Origin of the sequence: Mesorhizobium sp. M1423 (genome assembly GCF_040317575.1) — a bacterium.
In the GTDB taxonomy this organism is placed as follows: Bacteria; Pseudomonadota; Alphaproteobacteria; order Rhizobiales; family Rhizobiaceae; genus Mesorhizobium.
On record NZ_JAMYKU010000001.1, the window covers coordinates 189,338 to 210,560 of the forward strand.

The 21,223-nt window shown below is 63.1% G+C and carries 20 protein-coding genes; 11 read left to right on the forward strand and 9 right to left on the reverse strand.

The window, feature by feature from the left end:
* Positions 1 to 30 precede the first annotated feature (30 nt).
* The 3 genes from NKG95_RS01000 to NKG95_RS01010 form a co-directional block, all read right to left on the reverse strand.
* A complete protein-coding gene (locus NKG95_RS01000; RefSeq protein ID WP_502913915.1) occupies positions 31 to 783 on the reverse strand; it encodes a DUF429 domain-containing protein in 753 nt (250 codons plus the stop codon).
* Positions 784 to 890: 107 nt separating this feature from the next.
* On the reverse strand, positions 891 to 1,775 hold the full coding sequence (gene pdxY, locus NKG95_RS01005; protein ID WP_023721311.1) for a pyridoxal kinase PdxY: 885 nt from the start codon (positions 1,773 to 1,775) through the stop codon (positions 891 to 893).
* An 11-nt stretch (positions 1,776 to 1,786) separates the two neighbouring features.
* Entirely contained in the window at positions 1,787 to 2,038 is a 252-nt protein-coding gene (locus NKG95_RS01010) for a hypothetical protein (protein WP_353039701.1), read from the reverse strand.
* 162 nt (positions 2,039 to 2,200) lie between these two features.
* Between NKG95_RS01010 and NKG95_RS01015 the strand changes: the two genes are divergently transcribed.
* The 6 genes from NKG95_RS01015 (at position 2,201) to ppa (ending at position 6,548) form a co-directional block, all read left to right on the forward strand.
* Positions 2,201 to 2,839 carry a LemA family protein gene (locus NKG95_RS01015; RefSeq protein ID WP_023721309.1) on the forward strand — a complete coding sequence of 213 codons (639 nt, stop codon included), beginning with the start codon at positions 2,201 to 2,203 and terminating at the stop codon, positions 2,837 to 2,839.
* Positions 2,840 to 2,924: 85 nt separating this feature from the next.
* Positions 2,925 to 3,734, forward strand: coding sequence for a TPM domain-containing protein (locus NKG95_RS01020; protein ID WP_502913912.1), 810 nt, complete (start codon positions 2,925 to 2,927; stop codon positions 3,732 to 3,734).
* Between the two features lie 52 nt (positions 3,735 to 3,786).
* The gene (locus tag NKG95_RS01025; RefSeq protein ID WP_353039909.1) at positions 3,787 to 4,629 is read left to right on the forward strand and encodes a TPM domain-containing protein; all 843 of its coding nucleotides are present in this window, start codon (positions 3,787 to 3,789) and stop codon (positions 4,627 to 4,629) included.
* Positions 4,630 to 4,639: 10 nt separating this feature from the next.
* Positions 4,640 to 5,278, forward strand: coding sequence for a TPM domain-containing protein (locus NKG95_RS01030; RefSeq protein WP_352494107.1), 639 nt, complete (start codon positions 4,640 to 4,642; stop codon positions 5,276 to 5,278).
* Positions 5,279 to 5,395: 117 nt separating this feature from the next.
* A complete protein-coding gene (locus tag NKG95_RS01035) occupies positions 5,396 to 5,902 on the forward strand; it encodes a GNAT family N-acetyltransferase (protein WP_023678138.1) in 507 nt (168 codons plus the stop codon).
* A 115-nt stretch (positions 5,903 to 6,017) separates the two neighbouring features.
* Positions 6,018 to 6,548 carry an inorganic diphosphatase gene (gene ppa / locus NKG95_RS01040; protein ID WP_023721304.1) on the forward strand — a complete coding sequence of 177 codons (531 nt, stop codon included), beginning with the start codon at positions 6,018 to 6,020 and terminating at the stop codon, positions 6,546 to 6,548.
* A gap of 17 nt (positions 6,549 to 6,565) precedes the next feature.
* Here the strand turns inward: ppa and NKG95_RS01045 are convergent, their stop codons facing one another.
* Together NKG95_RS01045 and NKG95_RS01050 are read right to left on the reverse strand one after the other, a co-directional pair.
* Positions 6,566 to 7,156, reverse strand: coding sequence for a hypothetical protein (locus tag NKG95_RS01045; RefSeq protein WP_352814974.1), 591 nt, complete (start codon positions 7,154 to 7,156; stop codon positions 6,566 to 6,568).
* Between the two features lie 97 nt (positions 7,157 to 7,253).
* Positions 7,254 to 7,859 carry a TetR/AcrR family transcriptional regulator gene (locus tag NKG95_RS01050; RefSeq protein ID WP_352480978.1) on the reverse strand — a complete coding sequence of 202 codons (606 nt, stop codon included), beginning with the start codon at positions 7,857 to 7,859 and terminating at the stop codon, positions 7,254 to 7,256.
* Positions 7,860 to 7,941: 82 nt separating this feature from the next.
* On the opposite strand from NKG95_RS01050, the gene NKG95_RS01055 reads away from it, so the two are divergent.
* Positions 7,942 to 9,225 carry an MFS transporter gene (locus tag NKG95_RS01055; protein ID WP_031194621.1) on the forward strand — a complete coding sequence of 428 codons (1,284 nt, stop codon included), beginning with the start codon at positions 7,942 to 7,944 and terminating at the stop codon, positions 9,223 to 9,225.
* Positions 9,226 to 9,591: 366 nt separating this feature from the next.
* Complete coding sequence (locus tag NKG95_RS01060; protein WP_352858669.1) at positions 9,592 to 11,166, forward strand: alkaline phosphatase D family protein; 1,575 nt, start codon at positions 9,592 to 9,594, stop codon at positions 11,164 to 11,166.
* Between the two features lie 46 nt (positions 11,167 to 11,212).
* Here NKG95_RS01060 and NKG95_RS01065 read toward each other — a convergent pair whose 3' ends face one another.
* Positions 11,213 to 11,494 (reverse strand): hypothetical protein, encoded by a 282-nt coding sequence (locus NKG95_RS01065; RefSeq protein ID WP_353039703.1) that lies wholly within the window; start codon positions 11,492 to 11,494, stop codon positions 11,213 to 11,215.
* 198 nt (positions 11,495 to 11,692) lie between these two features.
* Between NKG95_RS01065 and typA the strand changes: the two genes are divergently transcribed.
* A complete protein-coding gene (typA, locus tag NKG95_RS01070; protein WP_352465599.1) occupies positions 11,693 to 13,522 on the forward strand; it encodes a translational GTPase TypA in 1,830 nt (609 codons plus the stop codon).
* 57 nt (positions 13,523 to 13,579) lie between these two features.
* Here the strand turns inward: typA and NKG95_RS01075 are convergent, their stop codons facing one another.
* Entirely contained in the window at positions 13,580 to 14,206 is a 627-nt protein-coding gene (locus NKG95_RS01075) for a DUF1062 domain-containing protein (protein WP_023719737.1), read from the reverse strand.
* Between the two features lie 395 nt (positions 14,207 to 14,601).
* On the opposite strand from NKG95_RS01075, the gene NKG95_RS01080 reads away from it, so the two are divergent.
* Positions 14,602 to 15,216, forward strand: coding sequence for a LysE family translocator (locus NKG95_RS01080; protein ID WP_353039705.1), 615 nt, complete (start codon positions 14,602 to 14,604; stop codon positions 15,214 to 15,216).
* 9 nt (positions 15,217 to 15,225) lie between these two features.
* On the opposite strand, the gene NKG95_RS01085 is transcribed toward NKG95_RS01080, so the two are convergent.
* Both NKG95_RS01085 and NKG95_RS01090 read right to left on the reverse strand, forming a co-directional pair.
* Positions 15,226 to 15,549 (reverse strand): YciI family protein, encoded by a 324-nt coding sequence (locus tag NKG95_RS01085; RefSeq protein ID WP_023678126.1) that lies wholly within the window; start codon positions 15,547 to 15,549, stop codon positions 15,226 to 15,228.
* A 123-nt stretch (positions 15,550 to 15,672) separates the two neighbouring features.
* Positions 15,673 to 16,236 carry a peroxidase-related enzyme gene (locus NKG95_RS01090; protein ID WP_353039707.1) on the reverse strand — a complete coding sequence of 188 codons (564 nt, stop codon included), beginning with the start codon at positions 16,234 to 16,236 and terminating at the stop codon, positions 15,673 to 15,675.
* A 134-nt stretch (positions 16,237 to 16,370) separates the two neighbouring features.
* Here NKG95_RS01090 and NKG95_RS01095 point away from each other — a divergent pair, with 134 nt between their 5' ends.
* Positions 16,371 to 21,155 (forward strand): NAD-glutamate dehydrogenase, encoded by a 4,785-nt coding sequence (locus tag NKG95_RS01095; protein WP_353039709.1) that lies wholly within the window; start codon positions 16,371 to 16,373, stop codon positions 21,153 to 21,155.
* The last annotated feature ends 68 nt before the right edge of the window (positions 21,156 to 21,223 follow it).

Here is a 21,223-nt window from a genome sequence, read left to right on the forward strand (position 1 = left end):
GCATGCCACCTAAAACGTTAGCCCTGGTCCTCAAGCCCAGATGGCGACGGGAATGCCGAAACGATTGGCGAGCGGCGGATCCGGAAACGGCATTGCCTCGCCTCTGGCGATGCGGCCGGCAATCAGCATCATCGCCGCGGCATCGAGGAAATCGTCGGTGGCCGCGCCGCGCGGCGGCCTCTGGTCGAGAAAATGCTGGCCATAACCATGCCGGGCAAGCAGCGCCTTGCGTTCGGCCATGCCGGCCGGATTGATGTTGCCCTTGATCTTCTTCGGCAGACGCATCGCCCGGTCGCCGTTCAGTCTGCAGAAGGCAACTTCCGGATGCGATTCGAAGACGCGGCTGCGCAGTTCGGGCCGCGCGATCAGCAGCGAATCGATCTCACGGATCTTGGCAAAGATGCCGAAGGCCTGGCTCGAGACACCGCGCGGCGGATCTGAGGTCGTCTTGGCCACGTCACTTGCCCTGCGATGTGCCGCGTACCAGGCTTCGACCGTGGTGAAGGCTTCGATCTCCGCATAGAGCGCGGCGCGGGAGGGGATGGCAAAGACACTGGATTGCCGGGCGCCAAGAAATGGCCGCACCAGCGCCTCCGGACCGCGACCGCCTCTTTGCGAGAAATCGGGCAGGCCGATCGGCATATCGACCGCTACGATTGCATTGACGGGTAGCTGGTCGAGCAACGCCGCGAAGCTTGGGAAAACGGCTGTCGACGGTGTGGCACCGGAATCGCGGCGGACGGCTATCCAGCCGGTCTTGCAACCGTCGACGCCGACAAGCACAACATCCCTAGGCGCAACATCCTCGGGCACAACATCCCCAGGCACAACATGGTCGGGCGCAGCACCCTTGGGCGCATCATCCTGGGGCACGGCGTCTTCGGCCTGCGTCACGCCCGGCGATCCCGTCCCGGATGCAGGAGATGGCGAAGCTGCACCATCGCCATCGGGTGCGACAGGCTCTGGGCATCGGTCTCGAGCTGCAATTCGTCGCCGCCGCGCTTGGCGGTGCGCGCCAGGATCTCGTAGACCGCTGCCGTGGTCGATTGCAGCGCCTTGGCGGCCGTTTGGCCGGACAGGATGCGCGCCAGGTAGACGGCCGCCGTCAGGTCGCCGAGCCCATTCGGAGGCTTGTCGATTAGCCGGTGTTCGGCAAGCAGCGCCTCTCTGCCGTTGAGCAGCAAATTGCCGATGCCGCCGGCCATCATCGCCGGTGCCGAAGTGACCAGCATGGCCGGTGGGCCGGCTTGCAGGGCAGCAGCCATTGCCGATTTCAGGTCGGGCAGCGGCGCTCCGGCCATCCATTCCAGCTCGTAGCGGTTGGGCGTGGCGATATCGGCGATCGGCATCAGCCGGTCGCGCATGGCGATTGCGGTCGGCTCAGGTACGTAGAGGCCGCCCGAATCGCCCATCACCGGGTCGCAGATATAGAGGGCGTCCGGCGTCTTCGCCTTGACGGCGCCGACCAGCGAAGCGACGGCTTCGGCCTGGCCAGCCTCGCCGAGATAGCCGGACAGCACGGCGCCGACCTCGCCCAGCCACGGCGCGCGCTCGAGGTCGGTCATCAGCGCCTTGAACTGGTCCAGCGGCGGCACGATGCGGGTGGCCCGGCCGTGCCCCGGATGCCAGGGCAGAATGACGGTCGGCACCGCCCAAACCGGAAACCCCAGCGTCTCCAGCGCAAACACGGCGGCACGGTTGCCGACCGAGCCACGTGCGACATGGCTGGAGACGACGATGACCGCGCGCGGCGCGTCGGCTTTTTCGGCGCTCATTGATCTTTGTCCTAACCGCCCCTGGTGATGAAAAGCACGAGCCAGATCAACAGGCCGATGGCAATAAGCAAGCCTGCCGCCCGACCAATACGGGTGCCCCAATATTCGATCGGGTCCGATCGGTCGGCATCGGCCGCTGTGACGTGGTCGCGCGCGCCTCTGGCGGTTCGTGCGAGGAACGAGGTGCCGCCCGGGTCGGTCTCGCGCGCCACCCGTTCGATGATGCGGCGCGATGCCGCGTCGCTGTCGTGGCGTTTCGCCATGGTGATATCCCGTTTCATGCCGAGCTTAACCCGTTCGCCTCGTCTGTCACAGGGCCTGACGGCGAATGGTAGAAACCAGTAACGCTTCTCGGCCGAAGTCATTTTCTTGCGCAAGGATTGTGCTAATGCTTCGCGTGCCAATGCTATCGAGGGGACCTTATCATGCTTGTCCAGCGCCTTGCTTTACCGCCAATCTTCCGTAATTTAGCTGCGTTCCTGGTGATGGCCGTCATGCTGCCGCTGCTTGCCGGCTGCGGCTACAACACCATCCCGACGGCTGAGGAAAACGCCAAGGCCGCATGGAGCGAGGTGTTGAATCAATACCAGCGCCGCGCCGATCTCATCCCCAATCTGGTCAACACGGTCAAGGGCTATGCCGCGCACGAGAAGGACACGCTCGATGCCGTGGTCGAAGCGCGCGCCAAGGCGACGCAGGTGACCGTGACGCCGGAAACGCTGAACAATCCGGAAGCCTTCAAGAAATTCCAGGACAGCCAGGCCGGCCTGACCAGCGCGCTGTCGCGCCTGCTGGCGGTGGTGGAGAACTATCCCGATCTCAAGGCCAACCAGAACTTTCTGGCGCTGCAAGCACAACTCGAAGGCACCGAGAACCGCATCACGGTCGCCCGCCGCGACTATATCCAGGCGGTGAGAGAGTACAATCTGACGCTGAGGACCTTCCCGTCGGTGATCTGGGCGACCTTGTGGTTCCGCGGCAACCAGCCGTTTGCGAATTTCACCATCGAGGAGGACAAGATGCAGCCGCCGAAGGTCGATTTCGGCACGCAGCAGGGCGGGTGAACGGCGCTTAGCGGGTCTGTTCCCGTTGGCCTTGTACTCCGTCCCACCCCCCTCTGTCCTGCCGGCCATCTCCCCACAGAGGGGGGTGGGAAGAAATGCCGGCCGGATTTTTTTTGGCTTCGTTCTAAGCTTTCTCCTCCTCCCTCTCACCGTTCTCGCGGCCGAATTGCCGGCGCTGACCGGACGGGTCGTCGACAATGCCGGCATCATCGATGCCGCGACCAAGGCGGCGCTGACGCAGAAGCTTGCCGATTTCGAGACCAAGGGTTCGGACCAGATCGTCGTTGCGACCATTCCCAGCCTCGACGGCGAGGAGATCGAGCCTTACGCCAACCGGTTGTTTCGCGCCTGGAAACTCGGCCAGGCGAAGGAGAACAACGGCGTGCTTTTGCTGGTGGCGCCGAACGACCGCAAGATGCGCATCGAGGTCGGCTATGGGCTTGAAGGCACGCTGACTGACCTGCACACCAAGTTGATCATCGAAAATGACATGGTGCCGGCCTTCCGTGCCGGCGATTTCTCCGGCGGCATCAGCAAGGCCCTCGACGACATGATCATGGTGCTGGAAGGCACTCCCGAAGAGCTGGAAGCGCGCGGCGAACGCAACCAGCAGCCGCCGTTCAACAGCGACGATCTGTTCTTCACCATCTTCATAGCCATCTGGGCAATCATCTTTTTCGGCGGCCTCGCAGCCTCCATCCTGCCGCCGATCTTCGGCCAGAAGATCGGTCCCGGCCGCTATCGCTGGCTGGGCATGACCTTCGAGCCGAGCCGGCGGTCGTCCGGCGGCTGGTCGGGAGGTTCCGGCGGGGGATGGTCGTCGGGTTCAAGCGGTGGCGGGTTTTCCGGCGGCGGCGGTTCGTCCGGCGGCGGCGGCTCCTCGGGAAGCTGGTGACGAGATGACAAGACACGCCGTCAGCCCGGTGGAATCCGGCCGTTTCATCAAAATGACCGGCACCGCGCTGTTGGCCGTAGCGGTGCTGCTGTTCGGCTTCGCGGCCTTCGCCGCCGAATTGCCGGCGCTGACCGGACGGGTCGTCGACAATGCCGGCATCATCGATGCCGCGACCGAGGTGGCGCTGACGCAGAAGCTTGCCGATTTCGAGACCAAGGGGTCCGACCAGATCGTCGTCGCGACCATTCCCAGCCTCGACGGCGAGGAGATCGAGCCTTACGCCAACCGGTTGTTTCGCGCCTGGAAACTCGGCCAGGCGAAGGAGAACAACGGCGTCCTGCTTCTGGTGGCGCCGAACGACCGCAAGATGCGCATCGAGGTCGGCTATGGGCTTGAAGGCACGCTGACCGACCTGCACACCAAGTTGATCATCGAAAACGACATGGTGCCGGCCTTCCGTGCCGGCGATTTCTCAGGCGGCATCAGCAAGGCCGTCGACGACATGATCATGGTGCTGGAAGGCAATCCCGAAGAGCTGGAGGCGCGCGGCAAGCGCAATCCGGCGAATGACAATCCTGTCGATCCCATCTTCATGCTGTTCATCATCCTGTGGGCGACGATGTTCTTCGGCGGCTTGGCAATGGCGTTCCTGCCGCCGATCTTCGGCACGAAACTGTCGCCGGGCGTGTACAAGTGGCTGGGCATGACGTTCCGCTACGGCCGCGGGCCAGGTTCGTCACCCTCCGGTGGCGGTGCCTGGACGTCGGGGACCTCGTCCGGCAGTGGCTGGTCGTCGGGAAGTTCAGGCAGTGGTTGGTCGTCAGGAAGTTCCGGCGGCGGGTTTTCCGGCGGCGGCGGTTCGTCCGGCGGCGGCGGTTCTTCAGGAAGCTGGTGAGACATCAATCATGGCAACACGACCGATCAGCCCCGAGGATCATGAGCGCATCGCCGATGCGATCCGCGCTGCCGAATCAAAGACCGACGGCGAGATCTACTGCGTCGTGGCGCATGCAAGCGACGGCTATTTCTTCCCGGCCGCCTTCATGGCGATGCTCGGCATGCTCGTCGTCAGCCTCGCCGTCGGTTACGGGCTGGAAGCCTGGTGGCTGTCGATCCGCTTGCCGCATTTCGTCATAGCCGAGCTTCTGGCGCTTGCCAGTGTGCTCATCCTGTTGTGGGCATTGCCCGCATTGCGCATCCATTTGGTGCCGAGGCGGCTGCGCTACCAGGCCGCCCACGCCAATGCGATGAAGCAGTTCCTCGCCCGCAACGTCCACCGCACCGCGGCGCGCACCGGCGTGCTGGTGTTCGTCTCGATCGCCGAGCGCTATGCTGAAGTGGTCGCCGACAGCGGCATCGATTCTCGTGTCGGCCAGCATGTCTGGGACGGTGTCGTCCGCGACCTTACGGCGCATGCCGGCGACGATCGGCTTGCCGACGGCTTCGTCAGGGCGGTCGAAGCGGTCGGTGCGGTACTGGCCGAGCATTTTCCGGTGTCGACCGGCGACAGCAACGAACTGGACGACCATCTGGTCGAGATTTGATCTCGCTAAAGGCGGTTTTGCAGCGTCTCAAGGACGCACCGTTCGGCTGTGCGAAAGCATCGCAGTGGCTGACCGGACTCTTGCAATCGGGCGCCGCGGGTTTATGGTTAACCAATCATGAATACGCTGAGCATCGACATCAGGAAAGCCGAGCCGCGCGATGCAGCCGCCATTGCCGACGTGCATCTCGAGGCCTGGCGCGGCGCCTATTCGGGCATCATCCCACACCGCACTCTGACATCGATGATCAACCGCCGCGGTGCCGACTGGTGGGCGAATGCCATTCGCCGCGCCGCCACCGTCCTGGTCGTCGAAATCGGCGGCAAAATTGCCGGCTACGCGACGATCGGCAAGAACCGTGCCCGCGAACTCAGGCAGCAGGGCGAGATCTACGAGCTTTACCTGCGGCCGGAATATCAAGGCATCGGGCTCGGCAGCCGGCTGTTCTCGGCGGCACGGGCACGGCTGGCCGACCATGGCTTGAAGGGCATGGTGGTGTGGGCGCTGGAAGACAATCAGAACGCACTTGCCTTCTATGCCGGCGCCGGCGGTCGCGATGTGGCCGAGGGCGTCGAGATATTCGAGCAGAAGGCGCTGAAGAAGGTCGCTTTCGTCTGGGAATGACGGCCAGCGCATGATCCGACCGGTTTCGGTTCGGACGATCCCCCAGTACCATTCGCCGCATTGCACCATTCGCCGTCGCCCGCTATCGATCTTCAATCGAGAGAGGGATAAAGCGATGCGTATCGAAGCGATTGCCAGCGGAAAGAACCCGCCCGAGGACGTCAACGTCATTATCGAGGTGCCGATCGGCGGTGAGCCGATCAAGTACGAGATGGACAAGGAGGCCGGCACGCTGTTCGTCGACCGCTTCCTGCACACGTCGATGCGCTATCCCGGCAATTACGGTTTCGTACCGCACACGCTGTCGGGCGACGGCGACCCGATCGACGTGCTGGTCTGCAACACACGCGCGCTGGTGCCGGGCTGCGTCATCAATGTGCGGCCGATCGGCGTGCTGGTGATGGAGGACAATGCCGGCCAGGACGAGAAGGTCATCGCGGTTCCTTCGCCCAAGCTGACCTTGCGCTATGAGGACGTTCACGAATACACGCAGCTGCCTGATATCACCCGCCAGCAGGTGCAGCATTTTTTCGAGCACTACAAGGATCTCGAACCCGGCAAATGGGTCAAGATCGAGGGCTGGTACGATGCCGCCTATGCCAAGAAGATGATCGTCGAGGCAATCGAGCGGGCCAAGCGCAAGTAATTGACGGGCGCAAATAGTCAGTTATCGACGCGGCCGAAATCGGGCGTGTTGCCCAGCATCACACGCTTGTCCTTGCCGCAGGCGAAGGTGCGTGCCTTCTCGTCGGCAAGCTTACGCGCCTGATCGTTGGCGGCGGGATTGCCGGTGGCGAGCACAAGAGCGATCGTGCAGCCTTCGTGGGCGCCAGGCTGGGCAACCTTGGCGACGATCAGCACTTCCGTCGACTTGTTCTCGCCCTCGCTATCGCTGATCGAGCGACGATGGATGACTGCAAAAGGAACGGCCATATCGCCCTTGGTTTCGATACGCCACTCGACTTTGGGTCCAGCCGAGTTGAGGCCGGAAAAGCTTTCCCAGACCGTGGTCATGTCGCCAGGTGGAAACCCGTAGAACAGAGATTCCCGCGCGTCGTCATAGGAAACCATCACCGGGTAGCCGCCATAGCCCGAACAGGCGAGGTCGGCCCAGTCGCCGTCGCCTTCCTCCGCCTGGGCATAAGTCACGCAGTCCTTCTCCCAGACGAGATCGGTATAGACGCTGGATATGTCGCCAGCCCGGGCCGCCTGGCAGAAACCGGCGAGGACAAGCAGGATCAAAAGAGCGCGCATGGCGGACAACTCCGTTCGGGCTGCCGCAGCGTACCGTCAAATTCAGCAGCAGCCTAGACGAAGTCAGGCTGCTCACAGTGACCTGGTAAACGGAACGCTATTTCCTCAAGCTTGCCTCGATCAGAAGATCGGCGTTGCGGGCCACCGACTGCGCCGGTCCGCCGGCACCGAACAACTGGCCGCTGATATAGGCTCCCTCGATCAGGAGCAGCAGCCCGTCACCCAGCGTGTCGGCGTCGCCGGCGCCCATCGCCGCCGCCATAGCACGCAGGCGCCGGCGCAATTCCTGCTTGTTGGCCTCGCTCACGACGCGGGCCGGATGGCCGTGTTCGGGATATTCGACCGCGGCATTGGTCATGCCGCAGCCGCGATAGTCGGGCCTTTGCGTGCGCTTGCCGACACGCGTCAGGAAGGCGACGATCTGCGCGCGCGGATCGCCGGGATGGGCATTCACCGCCTCGTCGAAGCGCTCCCAGAATTCGAGGTCATAGTGCCGAAGATAGGATGCGGCCAACTCATCCTTGGACGGAAAGCTGCGGTAGAGGCTTGGCTTGGTGACGCCGGCACGCCGTACGATCTCGTCGACGCCGATCGCCCTGATGCCTTGCCGGTAGAACAGGTCGCGCGCCACCTGGAGAATCCGTTCGGCGGCGCGAGGCAGCGGTGCGCCATTCTCCTTGATCGTTGGTTCAATGCTTTTCATGTCTGGTTTGCCGATTGCCTGGTTGACAATGTTACCGGTCGGTACGTATGTTCCGCACATCTGAAACGTACCGGTCAGTAACATGATAGCTCAATCCCGCCCGTTTGGCCAGCGCTACGCTTTCGTCGTGGTCGCCGTCATCTTCCTCTGCCTGCTGATCGCCGCGGGCCTGCGTTCGGCGCCGGCAGTCATGATGCTGCCGCTGGAGAATAGTTTCGGCTGGCGGCGCGACGTCGTCTCGCTGGCCGCGGCCACCGGCATCTTCCTCTATGGCCTGACTGGGCCGTTTGCCGCGGCGCTGATGGAGCGGATCGGGCTGCGCCGCACCTTGCTTGCCGCGCTGCTGTTGATGTCGGGATCGACCGCGCTCAGCCTGCTGATGACCAAGCCGTGGCATCTGCTCCTCACCTGGGGCGTGTTTTCCGGCATCAGCTCGGGCGCCGTCGCCACCGTGCTCGGCGCCACCATCGTCAACCGCTGGTTCAAGACCAATCGCGGCCTTGTGATGGGACTGATGTCGGCGTCCAGCGCCACCGGGCTGCTGGTCTTCCTGCCGCTGCTCGCCTCGCTCGCCCAGTCTGGCGGCTGGAAGCCGGTCGCCATTGCCATTGCCGTGGCCACCGCCGCCTTGGTGCCGCTGGTTTATATGCTGGTACCGGAGCGTCCGGCCGCGATCGGCATGGTCCGCTATGGCGCCGAGCTCGACGATGTGCCGCCCGCGCCGCCGGCCGCGCAAGGCAATTTCCTCGCGCATACGCTGAGCACGTTGCGCCGCGCCGCCGGTACGCGTGTGTTTTGGTACCTGTTCGCCACCTTCTTCGTTTGCGGCTTCACCACCAACGGGTTGGTCGGCACGCACCTGATCGCCTTTTGCGGCGATATGGGCATCGGCGAAGTGCAGGCCGCGGGCCTGCTCTCGATGATGGGTATCTTCGATCTTATTGGCACGACGCTGTCGGGCTGGCTCACCGACCGTTTCGACCCGCGCAAGCTGCTCGGCATCTATTACGGCATTCGCGGCCTGTCGCTGATCTATCTGCCCTATTCCGGCTTCTCGGCGACCAGCCTGATCATCTTCGCCGTATTTTACGGACTGGACTGGATCGCCACAGTGCCGCCGACGCTGCGGCTTTCCAACGAGGCGTTCGGCGACCGCAGCGGGCCGATCGTCTTCGGCTGGATCGTCGCCGGCCATCAAGTCGGCGCAGCGACAGCGGCCTTTTTCGGTGGCACTATGCGTGAGTTGCAGGGCAATTACGAGCTTGCCTTCCTGATCGCCGGCATGACGGCAATAGCCGCCGCCTGCATCTCGCTGCTGATCAACACCAGCCGCCCGGCGTTCGATCCTGAACCGCAGGCGGCATAGCTTCTCGTTGCAGGAGAGATGCCGTCGGCCAAATTGCCGATCTCCCCCCTCGCGGGGGAGATGCCCGGCAGGGCAGAGGGGGCGCGAAGGTTCGCCAGCCTCCGACTTTACGCAATGTTCTGCCCAAACTCCGCTGCTCCGTCTGATTTCTTTCTGATTTGTACGTCGGCGGGACAGCGCCCCCCTCTGGCCTGCCGGCCATCTCCCCCGCAAGGGACCCGCAAGGGGGGAGATCAGCAGCTTCGCCGCCGAGCGGTCCAGCCTTCCCGCTTGTCGATGTCAGAAAACCTTCATCGTTTCGAAATGTGCCTGAAACATTGAAGCTGGAGCTTGGCGGCGACGTTCAACGCCATCCAGGAGACAGCCATGAACAAGATTTCAATGACGCGGCGCGCTTTCGTCACGTCGGCCAGCGCCGTTGGCCTGGTCGGCGCGTCGGGCCTTGCGCTTCCCTATTACTCGCGCGCCAATCAGCGCCCGGCCTTCACCCATGGCATCCAGTCCGGCGACGTCGACGCCACCAGCGGCATGGTCTGGACGCGCACAGACCGGCCGTCGCGCGTCATGTTCGAAGTGTCGTCTACGGAAAGCTTCGCCAATGCCGTCCGCCTGGCGCCGCTCGATACCTCGCCGGCCAGCGATTACACGGTGAAGCGCCTGCTCACCGATCTCGCCTCCGACCAGGACATCTTCTACCGCATGGTCGCGGCCGATCTTGCCGACATCAACGCCGTTTCCGAGCCGATCGTCGGCCGCTTCCGCACGGCACCTGCCTCGAAGCGCGACATCCGCTTTGCCTGGTCGGGCGACACCGCCGGCCAAGGCTGGGGCATCGACGAGACCGGCATGAAGACCTACGCCACGATCGCCAAGCACACGCCCGATTTCTTCCTGCATTCGGGCGATACGATCTATGCCGATGGTGCGATGAAGGACGAAGTCGATCTGCCCAATGGCGGCAAGTGGAAAAACACGGTGCTGATCGACGAAAAGCGCAAGGTTGCCGAGACGCTGGACGAATACCGGGCGCAGTGGAAATACAACATGATGGACAAGAACGTTCTTGCGCTCAGTGCCATCTGCCCGACTTTCTATCAGTGGGACGACCATGAGGTGCTGAACAACTGGTCGGACTCGAAGGACCTGACCGCCGACGACCGCTACACCGAAAAATCGATCCATGTGCTGGCGGCACGTGCTGCGCGCGCCTTCCACGAGATGACGACGATCCGCTACGAACCGTCGGAGCCGGGCCGCGTCTACCGCAAGATCGCCTATGGGCCGCTGCTCGATGTATTCTTCCTCGACATGCGTTCCTACCGCGGCCCCAACGGTCCCGACATGCAGGAGACGATGACGCCTGAATCGCGCATCCTCGGCGAACAGCAGATCAAGTGGTTGAAGCGTGAGCTGGCAAATTCCAACGCGACGTGGAAAATCATCGCCGCCGATATGCCGCTCGGCCTCGTGGTCTGGAATGACGGTACCAAGAAGGTCGGGGCCGAGGCAGTCAGCAATGGCGACAATGGCCCGGCCAAGGGGCGCGAGCTGGAAATTGCCGACCTTCTTCGCTATATAAAGAACGCGGGCATCAGCAATACCGTTTGGCTCACCGCAGACGTGCATTACACGGCCGCGCATTACTACAATCCGGACAAGGCGCAGTTCCAGGACTTCAATCCGTTCTGGGAATTCGTTTCGGGTCCGATCCATTCAGGCACATTCGGACCGAATGGTTTCGACATGACCTTCGGCCCGGAGCTGAAGTTCATCAAGGCACCGACTGCCGAGCAGGGTCAGAACCTGCCGCCGTCGGCCGGCCTGCAGTTCTTCGGACTTGTCGATATCGATGGCGCTACAGAGCAGCTGACGGTGCGGCTGATGGATCGCGACGACAGCGAACTCTACAAGGTCACGCTCGATCCGGTGCGGTCGGCGTGAGCGACTGCACCATTATCCTCGGGCCAGCCCGAGGGTAGGACGTGTATCAATCGGGATAGCAGACGACGGGAATGTTGGGCCAGACGGCGCTGTCGCATCCGGCATTTTGCTGCCTTTGCTTGAAGGCGGCGCTGACTGGCCCGGTCACCACCGGGTCGACGCCATCGGGAGCATCGACAAAAAGCTGCTCCGCCGACCGCTTGTCGGACGGCAGGGCAGTCCGCGTCTCCTTGAACGACGCGGCCGACTGCGCCGCGCCTGCCGCGAGGAGGACGGCGAGTGCGCTACATGCCAAAATCGGCCGGAGTCTGCTGCCTGCGTCGATCATGAAATTCGAACTGCCCGGACCATGAAAGGTTCCGCCTTGGTTAATAATTCCACTTCACACCAAGACATTTAAGATTTGGTGACTTTATTTGGTGGCTCGCCTCCTCTTTCGCAATTGCGAAAAACCCTGTATGAGCCGCCCAACCGAAAGAGGCAGCGCCTTTTGGCCTGCTGCCTGCAACGCTCCCGAGACCAAAACATGAAAATCCGCAATATCGCGATCATCGCGCACGTCGACCATGGAAAAACCACCCTCGTCGATCAGCTCCTGAAACAATCCGGCTCGTTCCGCGACAACCAGCGCGTCGCCGAGCGCGCCATGGATTCGAACGACCTCGAAAAGGAACGCGGCATCACCATCCTGGCCAAGGCGACCTCGGTCGACTGGAAGGACACCCGCATCAACATCGTCGACACGCCCGGCCACGCCGACTTCGGCGGCGAGGTCGAGCGCATCCTGTCGATGGTGGATTCGGCCATCGTGCTGGTCGACGCCGCCGAGGGGCCGATGCCGCAGACCAAGTTTGTCGTCGGCAAGGCGCTCAAGGTTGGACTGAAGCCGATCGTCGTCATCAACAAGATCGACCGGCCGGATGCCCGCCATGTCGAAGTGGTCAACGAGGTGTTCGACCTTTTTGCAGCACTTGACGCCACCGACGAGCAGCTCGACTTCCCTATCCTCTACGGTTCGGGCCGCGATGGCTGGGTCTCGGAAAACCCCGAAGGTCCGAAGGACCAGGCTCTGGCGCCGCTGTTCGACCTCGTCATCAAGCACGTGCCGGCGCCGACCGTTCATCCCGGCCCGTTCCGCATGATCGGCACCATTCTGGAAGCCAATCCGTTCCTTGGCCGCATCATCACCGGCCGTATCGAATCCGGCACGCTGAAATCCAACCAGGCGGTCAAGGTGCTGCACCATGATGGCACCCAGGTCGAAACCGGCCGCATCTCGAAGATCCTTGCTTTCCGCGGGCTCGAGCGCCAGCCAATCGACGAAGCGCAGGCGGGCGACATCGTCGCCATTGCCGGCCTGTCGAAAGGCACCGTCGCCGACACCTTCTGCGACCTGTCGGTGACGGAACCGCTGCATGCGCAGCCGATCGATCCACCGACGGTGACGATGTCGTTCCTGGTCAACGATTCACCGCTGGCGGGCACCGAAGGCGACAAGGTGACCAGCCGCGTCATCCGCGACCGCCTGCTGCGCGAGGCCGAAGGCAATGTCGCGCTGAAGATCGAGGAATCGCCGGACAAGGATTCGTTCTTCGTCTCCGGACGCGGCGAATTGCAGCTGGCCGTGCTGATCGAGACGATGCGCCGCGAAGGTTTTGAGATCGCCGTGTCGCGGCCGCGCGTCGTCATGCAGAAGGGCGAGAACGGCGAATTGCTGGAGCCGGTCGAGGAAGTCGTCATCGACGTCGACGAGGAGCATGCCGGCGTCGTCGTGCAAAAAATGTCGGAGCGCAAGGCCGAGATGGTCGAGCTGCGCCCTTCGGGCGGCAATCGCCAGCGCATTGTCTTCCACGCGCCGACGCGCGGCCTGATCGGCTACCAGTCGGAACTGCTGACCGACACGCGCGGCACCGCCGTGATGAACCGGCTGTTCCATGCCTATGAGCCTTACAAGGGTGAGCTGCCGGGCCGCACCAACGGCGTGCTGATCTCCAACGAACAGGGTGAATCGGTGGCCTATGCCATGTGGAACCTGGAAGACCGCGGCCCGATGGTCATCGACCCCGGCGTCAAGGTCTATCAGGGCATGATCATCGGCATCCATTCCAGGGACAACGACCTCGAAGTCAACGTGCTCAAGGGCAAGAAGCTGACGAACATCCGCGCCGCCGGCAAGGACGAGGCGGTGAAGCTGACGCCGCCGATCCGCATGACGCTGGAACGCGCGCTGGCCTGGATCCAGGACGACGAGCTGGTCGAAGTGACGCCGAAAACCATCCGCCTGCGCAAGCTCTATCTCGACCCGAACGAGCGCAAGCGTTTCGAGAAGTCGGCGAAAGTGGTCGGCGCGGCGTAAGCCACTTTTCTCAGCCATTATGAGGGAGGGAGCACGTGCGTGCTTCCTCCCTCTATCTTACCCGCCGGCAGCCGCGATAATGCCGTCCCGGTCTGGATTACTAGACAGGTCGATGCGGATCGCCGTTCCCGCTCGGGCTGGCCTGCGCAAGGCTTTGGCCCCGTCCGGACCAACGGCCAGCAATCGCTTCTCTTCCCAAACCTGAAGCCGCGATCGCGAGATACCGAGTTCGTTGGCGAGCAACCGGTCGAGCCGCAGCGCTGTCGGCATTTCGAGCTCGAGCTGGAGTTCGAGGCCGGCGGTGTTTTCCGGCCTGTCCCCGAGCACCTGCTTATGAACGGCGGCTTCAGGAAATTCCTCGACGCGCCCGATCCTGCTTCGCAATGCGGCAATATCGAAAGCATGGCGCCGCGCCAGGACCGGATCGTTGCATTCGAGCGCCTGCAGCAGGGCCGGCTCGATGTCGCGGCGATTGCAGCGCTCCAAAATGCCGAAATTCCAGGAATTGTCGCAATCGATGCACCGGTAGATCAACCAGGCATCAATGCGTTTGCCATTAGCATTGACCCGGAATTTGCCGCTGCAGCGATAGGCTTTCAGGCCGCCGCAGCGATTGCAGTTGAGGTGAGGTCGCGGTGCGGTCTTGGGCGCGATCGCCCAGCGGATACGCAGTATCGAAGGCATGCCGAAAAGCCCTTCCCGTCGGGAAGTTCGTCAGATCGGCGATGTCGAGATGCCCCTGCGGGCACGGCGTGGCGAGAGACTGCGGCAGTTGGAAATAAGCGTCGCGGGTGATTGTGCGCGACAGCGGTTCAGCAGTGCCAAACCGGTCTCGAACCGCCACCCTGAGGAACACATGATGTGAAAACAGGCGCCGCGACTGCGACGCCCTGCTCTGTGTTGGGGGAGTTGGCGAGACCGGCGGTTACGTAGGCAAAGTGAAGCTCGAAATGATGTCGGGACGACATTTCTAGCCGCGAGGTGCCCAGCCGACAAGCCTTCTTTCGGTAGACGCTACCGTCGTCGGAACAGTTGGGTTATGTTGAATGACTCCAAAAGTTTCTAACGAGATCCGCGTCATGCATTTCACGTCGCTTCTGATTTTTGCCGGCGCCCTGCTTGTTGCCGCCGGCTCGCCGGGCCCGTCGATTGCCGCACTTGTGGCGCGGGTCATCGCAAAAGGGTTTCGCGACGTGTTTCCGTTCCTGCTTGCCATGTGGATTGGCGAAGCGATCTGGCTGTCACTGGCGGTGTTTGGCCTCGCCGTGGTGGCGCAGACGTTCCACTTCGCCTTTGTCGTCGTGAAATGGGTTGGCGTCGTCTATCTCGCCTGGCTTGCCTGGAAGATGTGGACGGCACCGGTCGAGGCAAAAGAAGGCTCGCTGCCGCGCGACGATTCGCCCGTCAGACTGTTCTTTGCCGGCATGGCGGTGACGCTCGGCAACCCCAAGATCATGATGTTCTATCTGGCGCTGCTGCCGACCATCATCGACCTCGGTTCGGTCAGCATGATCGGCTGGGTCGAGCTGACGGCGACCATGGCCGTGGTGCTGGTCGCCATCGATTTGACATGGGTGCTCGCCGCATCGCAGGCGCGCAAGCTCTTGAGGAGCAAGCGGGCGATGAAGATCGCCAACCGCATCAGCGCCGGCACCATGGCCGGCGCTGCGGCGGCGATCGCGGCGCGGTCCTGAGCCGGCGCGTCAACCCATTTCGATTATCGGCGCAATCTCGACGCTGAAACCCGGGTCCGTCAGGATAGGACAATCCTTGGCTTTGCCGACGGCATCGTCGATGTCTTTCGCTTCGATGATGGTGTAACCGGCGGTTGGATTGCTGCCGCCATTGTTCTCGACCTTGCCGCCGGGCAGCAGGGTCTTCGACATGCCGACTGGATTGCCACCGTCGACCACGGCTGAGCCAAGCTTGCCGTACCAGCCGTTCCAGGCATCCATCGCTGCCTTCCGTTCGGCCTCCTCGGTCGGCATCTTGCCCGAGCCGTGATAGACGTAGAGAAATTTCGCCATGTTCTCCTCCTTTGATCGGCGGCATCGAACCGGCATGCGGTCATGCCGCATGCCGATCATCGGACCAAACGGGCAAACAAGCAACGAGAATGCGAAGCAGCTAATGTATACGACCGCGGTGCCCTATCGCGCCATCGTGTGGTATTCATCGTTCGGCCGCATATCGATCGCCGATGCCAGCCGGTTCGACATGTTGAAGAACGCGGCAGTCGAGGCGATATCCCAGATGTCGCGGTCGGAAAAGCCCACTTGCCGCAGCGCCGCCCGGTCGGCTGCGACGATCTTTGCCGGCTGCTCGGTCAGCTTCACCGCGAATTCGAGCATGGCGCGCTGCCTGTCCGACAGCTCGGCGGCGCGAAAATTCATCACCATCATCTCGCCGAAGGCCGGGTCGCCGGAAAGCTGGCGCACCGCCGCGCCATGTGCAACCAGGCAATAATAGCAATGGTTGACTGATGAGACGACTACCGCGATCATCTCTCGCTCCAGCTTCGACAGGCCGGATTCACCCAGCATCAAATCATTGTACATGTCGGTGAAAGCGCGCAGCTTCTTCTCGTCGAAGGCGTAGGCGAGCAGCACATTGGGAACGAGGCCGAGCTTCTCCTGGCATTTGGCAAAATAGGCCTTGGTCGCTTCGCTCAGCTCCGCCGGTGCGAGGTCAAGCGCGGTGATTTTGTCTGTCATAGGGGATTTCTCCTCGTTTTCCGCCAGGCTGCCGGTGAATTCCGACATTTCGTCGCAAGCCGTCAAACCTTTGTCGCCAAATACCCGTCATCTGCTACGATAGTTGTAAAAACATGACGGGAGGGAATTAGCTCATGGCCGGCCTGAAATCCGCAAGCCAGTTGAAAAAGATGAGTCCGGCCAAGGACAGCGAAAAGCCCGGCAGGCTTGCCGACTACTTGCTGGCCCGAGCTCCGGCCGAAGATGTCGCCGCCTACGACGTCATCGATCTCGAACGCGCTGCCGAACTCGCCGGCCGCGCTGTCGCCCGGCACAAGAAGGACGACTGCGTCGTTGCCATAGACGTCGATTCCGGTGTCGTCCGCCAGGGCCGGCCGATGACGGTGATCACCGTCGTCAACGACAACATGCCGTTCCTGTTCGATTCCGTCCTCGGTGAGATTACAGAGAGCGCCGGCGAGCCGCTGCTGGTTACCCACCCGGTCATCGTAGTCAGGCACGGCAAGAACGGCGTCGAGGAAATCCTTGGCGATGGCGGTTATGCCAAGGGCGAGCACAGCCATGACCGGCTGAGCGTCATCCATGTCCATATCGGCCGCCTTTCGGCCGAGCAGGCCGAAGGCCTTTCCGCACGCCTGACGAAGCTGCTCGGTCAGGTGCGCGCCGCCGTCATCGACTGGAAGCCGATGCTTGCCCGCCTCGACCAGGCGATCTCGGAATTCCGCTACTCGCCGGTGCCGCTCGACAAGGCCCATGTCACCGAGGCGATCGCCTTCCTCGAATGGCTGCGCGACGACAATTTCACCTTTCTCGGCATGCGTGAATTCAAATACACCGGCGGCGAGAAGAGCGGCATGCTCGAGCGCGCCGAAAAGCCCGGCCTCGGCATCCTTTCCGATCCCGACGTGCTGGTGCTCAGGCGTGGCACCGAAGCGGTGAGCACGACGCCGGAAATCCGCGCCTTCCTGCATGGGCCGGAACCGCTGATCGTCACCAAGGCCAACGCCAAGTCATCGGTCCACCGCCGTATCTACCTCGACTACATCGGCATCAAGACCTACACCGGCAAAGGCGTGCTTTCGGGCGAGCTGCGCATCGTCGGACTGTTCACCTCGACTGCCTATACGCGCTCGGTCATGAAAATCCCCTATCTGCGCTCGAAGGCCGAAACCGTCATTGCCAAATCCGGCTTCAATCCAGGCGACCACTCCGGCAAGGCATTGATCAACGTGCTGGAGAGCTATCCGCGCGACGAGCTGTTCCAGGTTCCGGTGCCGATCCTGCGCAAGCATGCCGAAGCCATCCTGGGCTTGATCGAGCGGCCGCGCGTCAGGGCATTGGTGCGTGTCGACCAGTTCGACCGCTTCGTCTCTGTACTCGTCTTCGTGCCGCGCGACCGTTACGACAGCGTCGTGCGCGAGAAGATCGGCACCTATCTGAAGACCGTCTTCGAAGGCCGGCTGTCGGCCTATTATCCGGCCTTCCCGGAAGGCGGGCTGGCGCGCGTCCATTTCATCATCGGCCGCTCCGGCGGCAAGACGCCGAAGGTCGAGCAGGCGACGATCGAGGCGGCAATTCGCGACATCGTACGGACCTGGGACGATGCACTGCGCGAGACCGCGACCGAGACCGGCGCCGACGCGAAGCTAACGGCCATCGCCTCGCGCTTTTCGGAAAGTTATCGCGACAGTTTCCCGCCGGCCGTGGCGCTGGCCGACGCCGGGCGCATCGCCAGGCTCGATGCGTCAAATCCGATCGCCATCGACTATTACCGTCACGCCGACCAGAAGCCGCATCAGGCGGCGCTGAAAATCTATCACCATGGCAGCCCGGTGGCGCTGTCGCGGCGCGTGCCCGTGTTGGAAAACATCGGTTTCCGCGTCATCAGCGAGCGTACTTTCGAGGTCGGCGACAATCAATCCGGCATGGTCTTCATCCACGATATGGAACTTGAGAACAGCTACGGCAGGCCGATCGACCTCGGCAATGGCGGCGCGCTGTTCGAGGATGCGTTCCTGTCCGTCTGGCGCGGCAATGTCGACAATGACGGCTATAACGGCCTCGCCCAGACCGCAGGCCTGTGGTCGGGCGAGATCACCGTCCTGCGCGCCTATGGCCGCTATCTGCAGCAGGCCGGTATCCCGCAGAGCCAGGATTTCATCGCCGCCGCACTCAACCGCTATCCCGAGATCGCCCGCGGACTGCATGCGCTGTTCGTCGCCCGCCTCGGCCCGACGGCTGAGACGGAAGGCGTCGTTCAGGCCAAACATCTGAAGGCCAAGATCACGGATGCGCTGGAAGACGTTCCCAACATCGACGACGACACCATCATCCGACGTTATCTGAACCTGATCGAAGCCTCGCTGCGCACCAATCATTTCGTTGCCGATACGAAAGAGAAGGGCCAATCACTGGCGATCAAGCTCGATTCGCAATCGGTCGACGGGCTGCCGGCGCCGCGGCCATGGCGCGAGATCTTCGTCTATGGCTCCGAGGTCGAGGGCGTGCATCTGCGCTTCGGCCCGGTCGCGCGCGGCGGCCTGCGCTGGTCGGACCGTGCCCAGGACTATCGCACCGAGGTGCTCGGCCTGGTCAAGGCACAGCAGGTCAAGAATGCGGTGATCGTGCCGGTTGGCGCCAAGGGCGGTTTCTACCCGAAGAAGCTGCCGATGAGCGCCGGGCGCGATGCCATTTTCGAGGCCGGCACGGCCGCCTACAAGAACTACGTCTCCAGCCTGTTGTCGATCACCGACAATATCGGGCTGGACGGCGTCATCCCGCCGGCCGGCGTGGTGCGGCGCGACCAGGATGATCCGTATTTCGTCGTCGCCGCCGACAAGGGCACGGCTACCTTCTCGGACACCGCCAACGCCATCAGCGAAATGCACAGCTTCTGGCTCGATGACGCTTTCGCCAGCGGCGGTTCGGCCGGATACGACCACAAGAAGATGGGCATCACCGCCAAGGGCGCCTGGGAAGCGGTCAAGCGGCATTTCCGCGAGATGAACCGCGACATCCAAACCACGCCGTTCACCGTCGTCGGCGTCGGCGACATGTCGGGCGACGTGTTCGGCAACGGCACGCTGCTGTCGGAGCAGACCCGGCTGATCGCCGCCTTCGACCATCGCGACATCTTCATCGATCCCGCTCCCGACATGGCGGCTTCGATGGCCGAGCGCCGGCGTATGTTCGCTCTCGCCCGTTCGAGCTGGCAGGATTACGACAAGTCGAAGCTGTCCGAAGGTGGCATCATCGTCTCGCGCAGCCAGAAGTCGATCACCTTGCCGGCGGCCGCGGCCACAGCGATCGGCCTCGGCAAGACAACGGCCACGCCGGTCGAGATCATGAGTGCCATCCTCAAGGCGCCGGCAGACCTTTTGTGGTTCGGCGGCATCGGCACCTATGTCAGGGCATCGAGCGAGACCAACCAGGACGTCGGCGACCGCGCCAATGACGCGATCCGCATCACCGCGCTCGACCTGCGTGCCAAGGTCATCGGTGAGGGCGCCAATCTCGGCGTCACGCAGCGGGCGCGCATCGAATTCGGATTGAATGGCGGCCGCTGCAACTCAGATGCGATCGACAATTCGGGCGGCGTGAACTGCTCCGACGTCGAGGTCAACATCAAGATCGCGCTGGCTTCCGCCATGCGCAAGGGATCGCTGACGCGGCCGGCGCGCAACAAATTGCTGGCCGAAATGACCGACGAGGTCAGCGCCCTGGTGCTGTCCAACAACTACCAGCAGACGCTGGCGCTGTCCCTTGCCCGCAAGCGCGGCCTTGCCGACATCGCCCATCAGAGCCGTTTCATGGCGGCGCTGGAGGCGCGCGGACTGCTCGACCGTGCCGTCGAGACGCTGCCGTCGCCGGCGGCCCTTGCCGAGCGCGAGACGCGCGGCGAGCCGCTGACCCGGGCCGAGCTCGGCGTGCTGCTCGCCTATGCCAAGATCGTGCTGTTTTCCGATATTGTCGCCAGCGACGTGCCCGACGATCCGCATTTCGACCGCGACCTGATGGGTTACTTTCCCGACCGCATGGCAAAGAAATATGCGGCGGAAATCCACGGCCATCGCCTGCGCCGCGAGATCATCGCCCGTGTCGTCGCCAACGATCTGGTCAATCGCGGCGGTCCGTCCTTCGTCAACAGGCTGCAGGAAGCGACCGGGCGCAGTGCCGCCGATGTCGTGCGCACCTTCGCGGTGGTGCGGGATGGCTTTGCGCTGCCGGCGCTCTATCGCCAGATCGACGCGCTCGACAACCAGATCGACGGGCAGATCCAGCTCGACCTCTATCAGGCGGTCAGCCGGCTGATCTTTATGACGAGCGGCTGGTACCTGAAGAATGCTGCCGGCACCGCGCCGCTCGGACAGCGGATCACCGAGTTGCAGGATGCGCGCAAGGCGCTGGAGCCGAAGCTCGTGTCGCTGCTGCCAGCCTTCTCGCGCGAGCGGATCGAGGAGCGGCGGCACAGCCTGTCAAAAGGCGGCGCGCCGGAGAGCCTTGCCGAACAGCTGGCGCTGACCGACGTGGCGGAACTCATCCCCGACATCGCAATGACGGCGCGGACCGCGAATGCCGGCATCGTCGCTGCCGCGAAGGCGTTTTTTGCAGTCAGCGATGTCTTCCGTATCCCGCGCGTCGAGGACGCGGCGCGCTCGATCACGCCCTCGGATTATTACGATCAGCTGGCGCTTTCCCGCGCCACCGACACGATTGGGGCGGCCAGGCGCGGCATCGCCGTGGCGGCACTCACCGGCCATGCCGAGGCGGCGGATCCGGTGACGGCATGGTTGGAGGCCGGCGGCGAACGGGTCGGGCGCATCCGCGAGCGGTTGCAGGCGCTGACCGAGGGCGGCGACATCACCGTGTCCCGGCTGTCCGTGGCGTCCGGCCTGATGAGTGATCTGACGGCGCTGTGAGAAGTCTTCCACATCGCGCGGGATTGCCGGGAAGAACTGCGCTATAGAGCGAACGGCGCGCTGCTTTG

Excerpts from the sequence above, each read along its gene's own strand:
- pdxY (WP_023721311.1), bottom strand. The coding sequence starts at position 1,775 with ATGAGCGCCGAAAAAGCCGACGCGCCGCGCGCGGTCATCGTCGTCTCC.
- NKG95_RS01010 (WP_353039701.1), bottom strand. The coding sequence starts at position 2,038 with ATGGCGAAACGCCACGACAGCGACGCGGCATCGCGCCGCATCATCGAA.
- NKG95_RS01015 (WP_023721309.1), top strand. The coding sequence starts at position 2,201 with ATGCTTGTCCAGCGCCTTGCTTTACCGCCAATCTTCCGTAATTTAGCT.
- NKG95_RS01025 (WP_353039909.1), top strand. The coding sequence starts at position 3,787 with ATGACCGGCACCGCGCTGTTGGCCGTAGCGGTGCTGCTGTTCGGCTTC.
- NKG95_RS01030 (WP_352494107.1), top strand. The coding sequence starts at position 4,640 with ATGGCAACACGACCGATCAGCCCCGAGGATCATGAGCGCATCGCCGAT.
- NKG95_RS01035 (WP_023678138.1), top strand. The coding sequence starts at position 5,396 with ATGAATACGCTGAGCATCGACATCAGGAAAGCCGAGCCGCGCGATGCA.
- ppa (WP_023721304.1), top strand. The coding sequence starts at position 6,018 with ATGCGTATCGAAGCGATTGCCAGCGGAAAGAACCCGCCCGAGGACGTC.
- NKG95_RS01045 (WP_352814974.1), bottom strand. The coding sequence starts at position 7,156 with ATGCGCGCTCTTTTGATCCTGCTTGTCCTCGCCGGTTTCTGCCAGGCG.
- NKG95_RS01050 (WP_352480978.1), bottom strand. The coding sequence starts at position 7,859 with ATGAAAAGCATTGAACCAACGATCAAGGAGAATGGCGCACCGCTGCCT.
- NKG95_RS01055 (WP_031194621.1), top strand. The coding sequence starts at position 7,942 with ATGATAGCTCAATCCCGCCCGTTTGGCCAGCGCTACGCTTTCGTCGTG.
- NKG95_RS01060 (WP_352858669.1), top strand. The coding sequence starts at position 9,592 with ATGAACAAGATTTCAATGACGCGGCGCGCTTTCGTCACGTCGGCCAGC.
- NKG95_RS01065 (WP_353039703.1), bottom strand. The coding sequence starts at position 11,494 with ATGATCGACGCAGGCAGCAGACTCCGGCCGATTTTGGCATGTAGCGCA.
- typA (WP_352465599.1), top strand. The coding sequence starts at position 11,693 with ATGAAAATCCGCAATATCGCGATCATCGCGCACGTCGACCATGGAAAA.
- NKG95_RS01075 (WP_023719737.1), bottom strand. The coding sequence starts at position 14,206 with ATGCCTTCGATACTGCGTATCCGCTGGGCGATCGCGCCCAAGACCGCA.
- NKG95_RS01080 (WP_353039705.1), top strand. The coding sequence starts at position 14,602 with ATGCATTTCACGTCGCTTCTGATTTTTGCCGGCGCCCTGCTTGTTGCC.
- NKG95_RS01085 (WP_023678126.1), bottom strand. The coding sequence starts at position 15,549 with ATGGCGAAATTTCTCTACGTCTATCACGGCTCGGGCAAGATGCCGACC.
- NKG95_RS01090 (WP_353039707.1), bottom strand. The coding sequence starts at position 16,236 with ATGACAGACAAAATCACCGCGCTTGACCTCGCACCGGCGGAGCTGAGC.
- NKG95_RS01095 (WP_353039709.1), top strand. The coding sequence starts at position 16,371 with ATGGCCGGCCTGAAATCCGCAAGCCAGTTGAAAAAGATGAGTCCGGCC.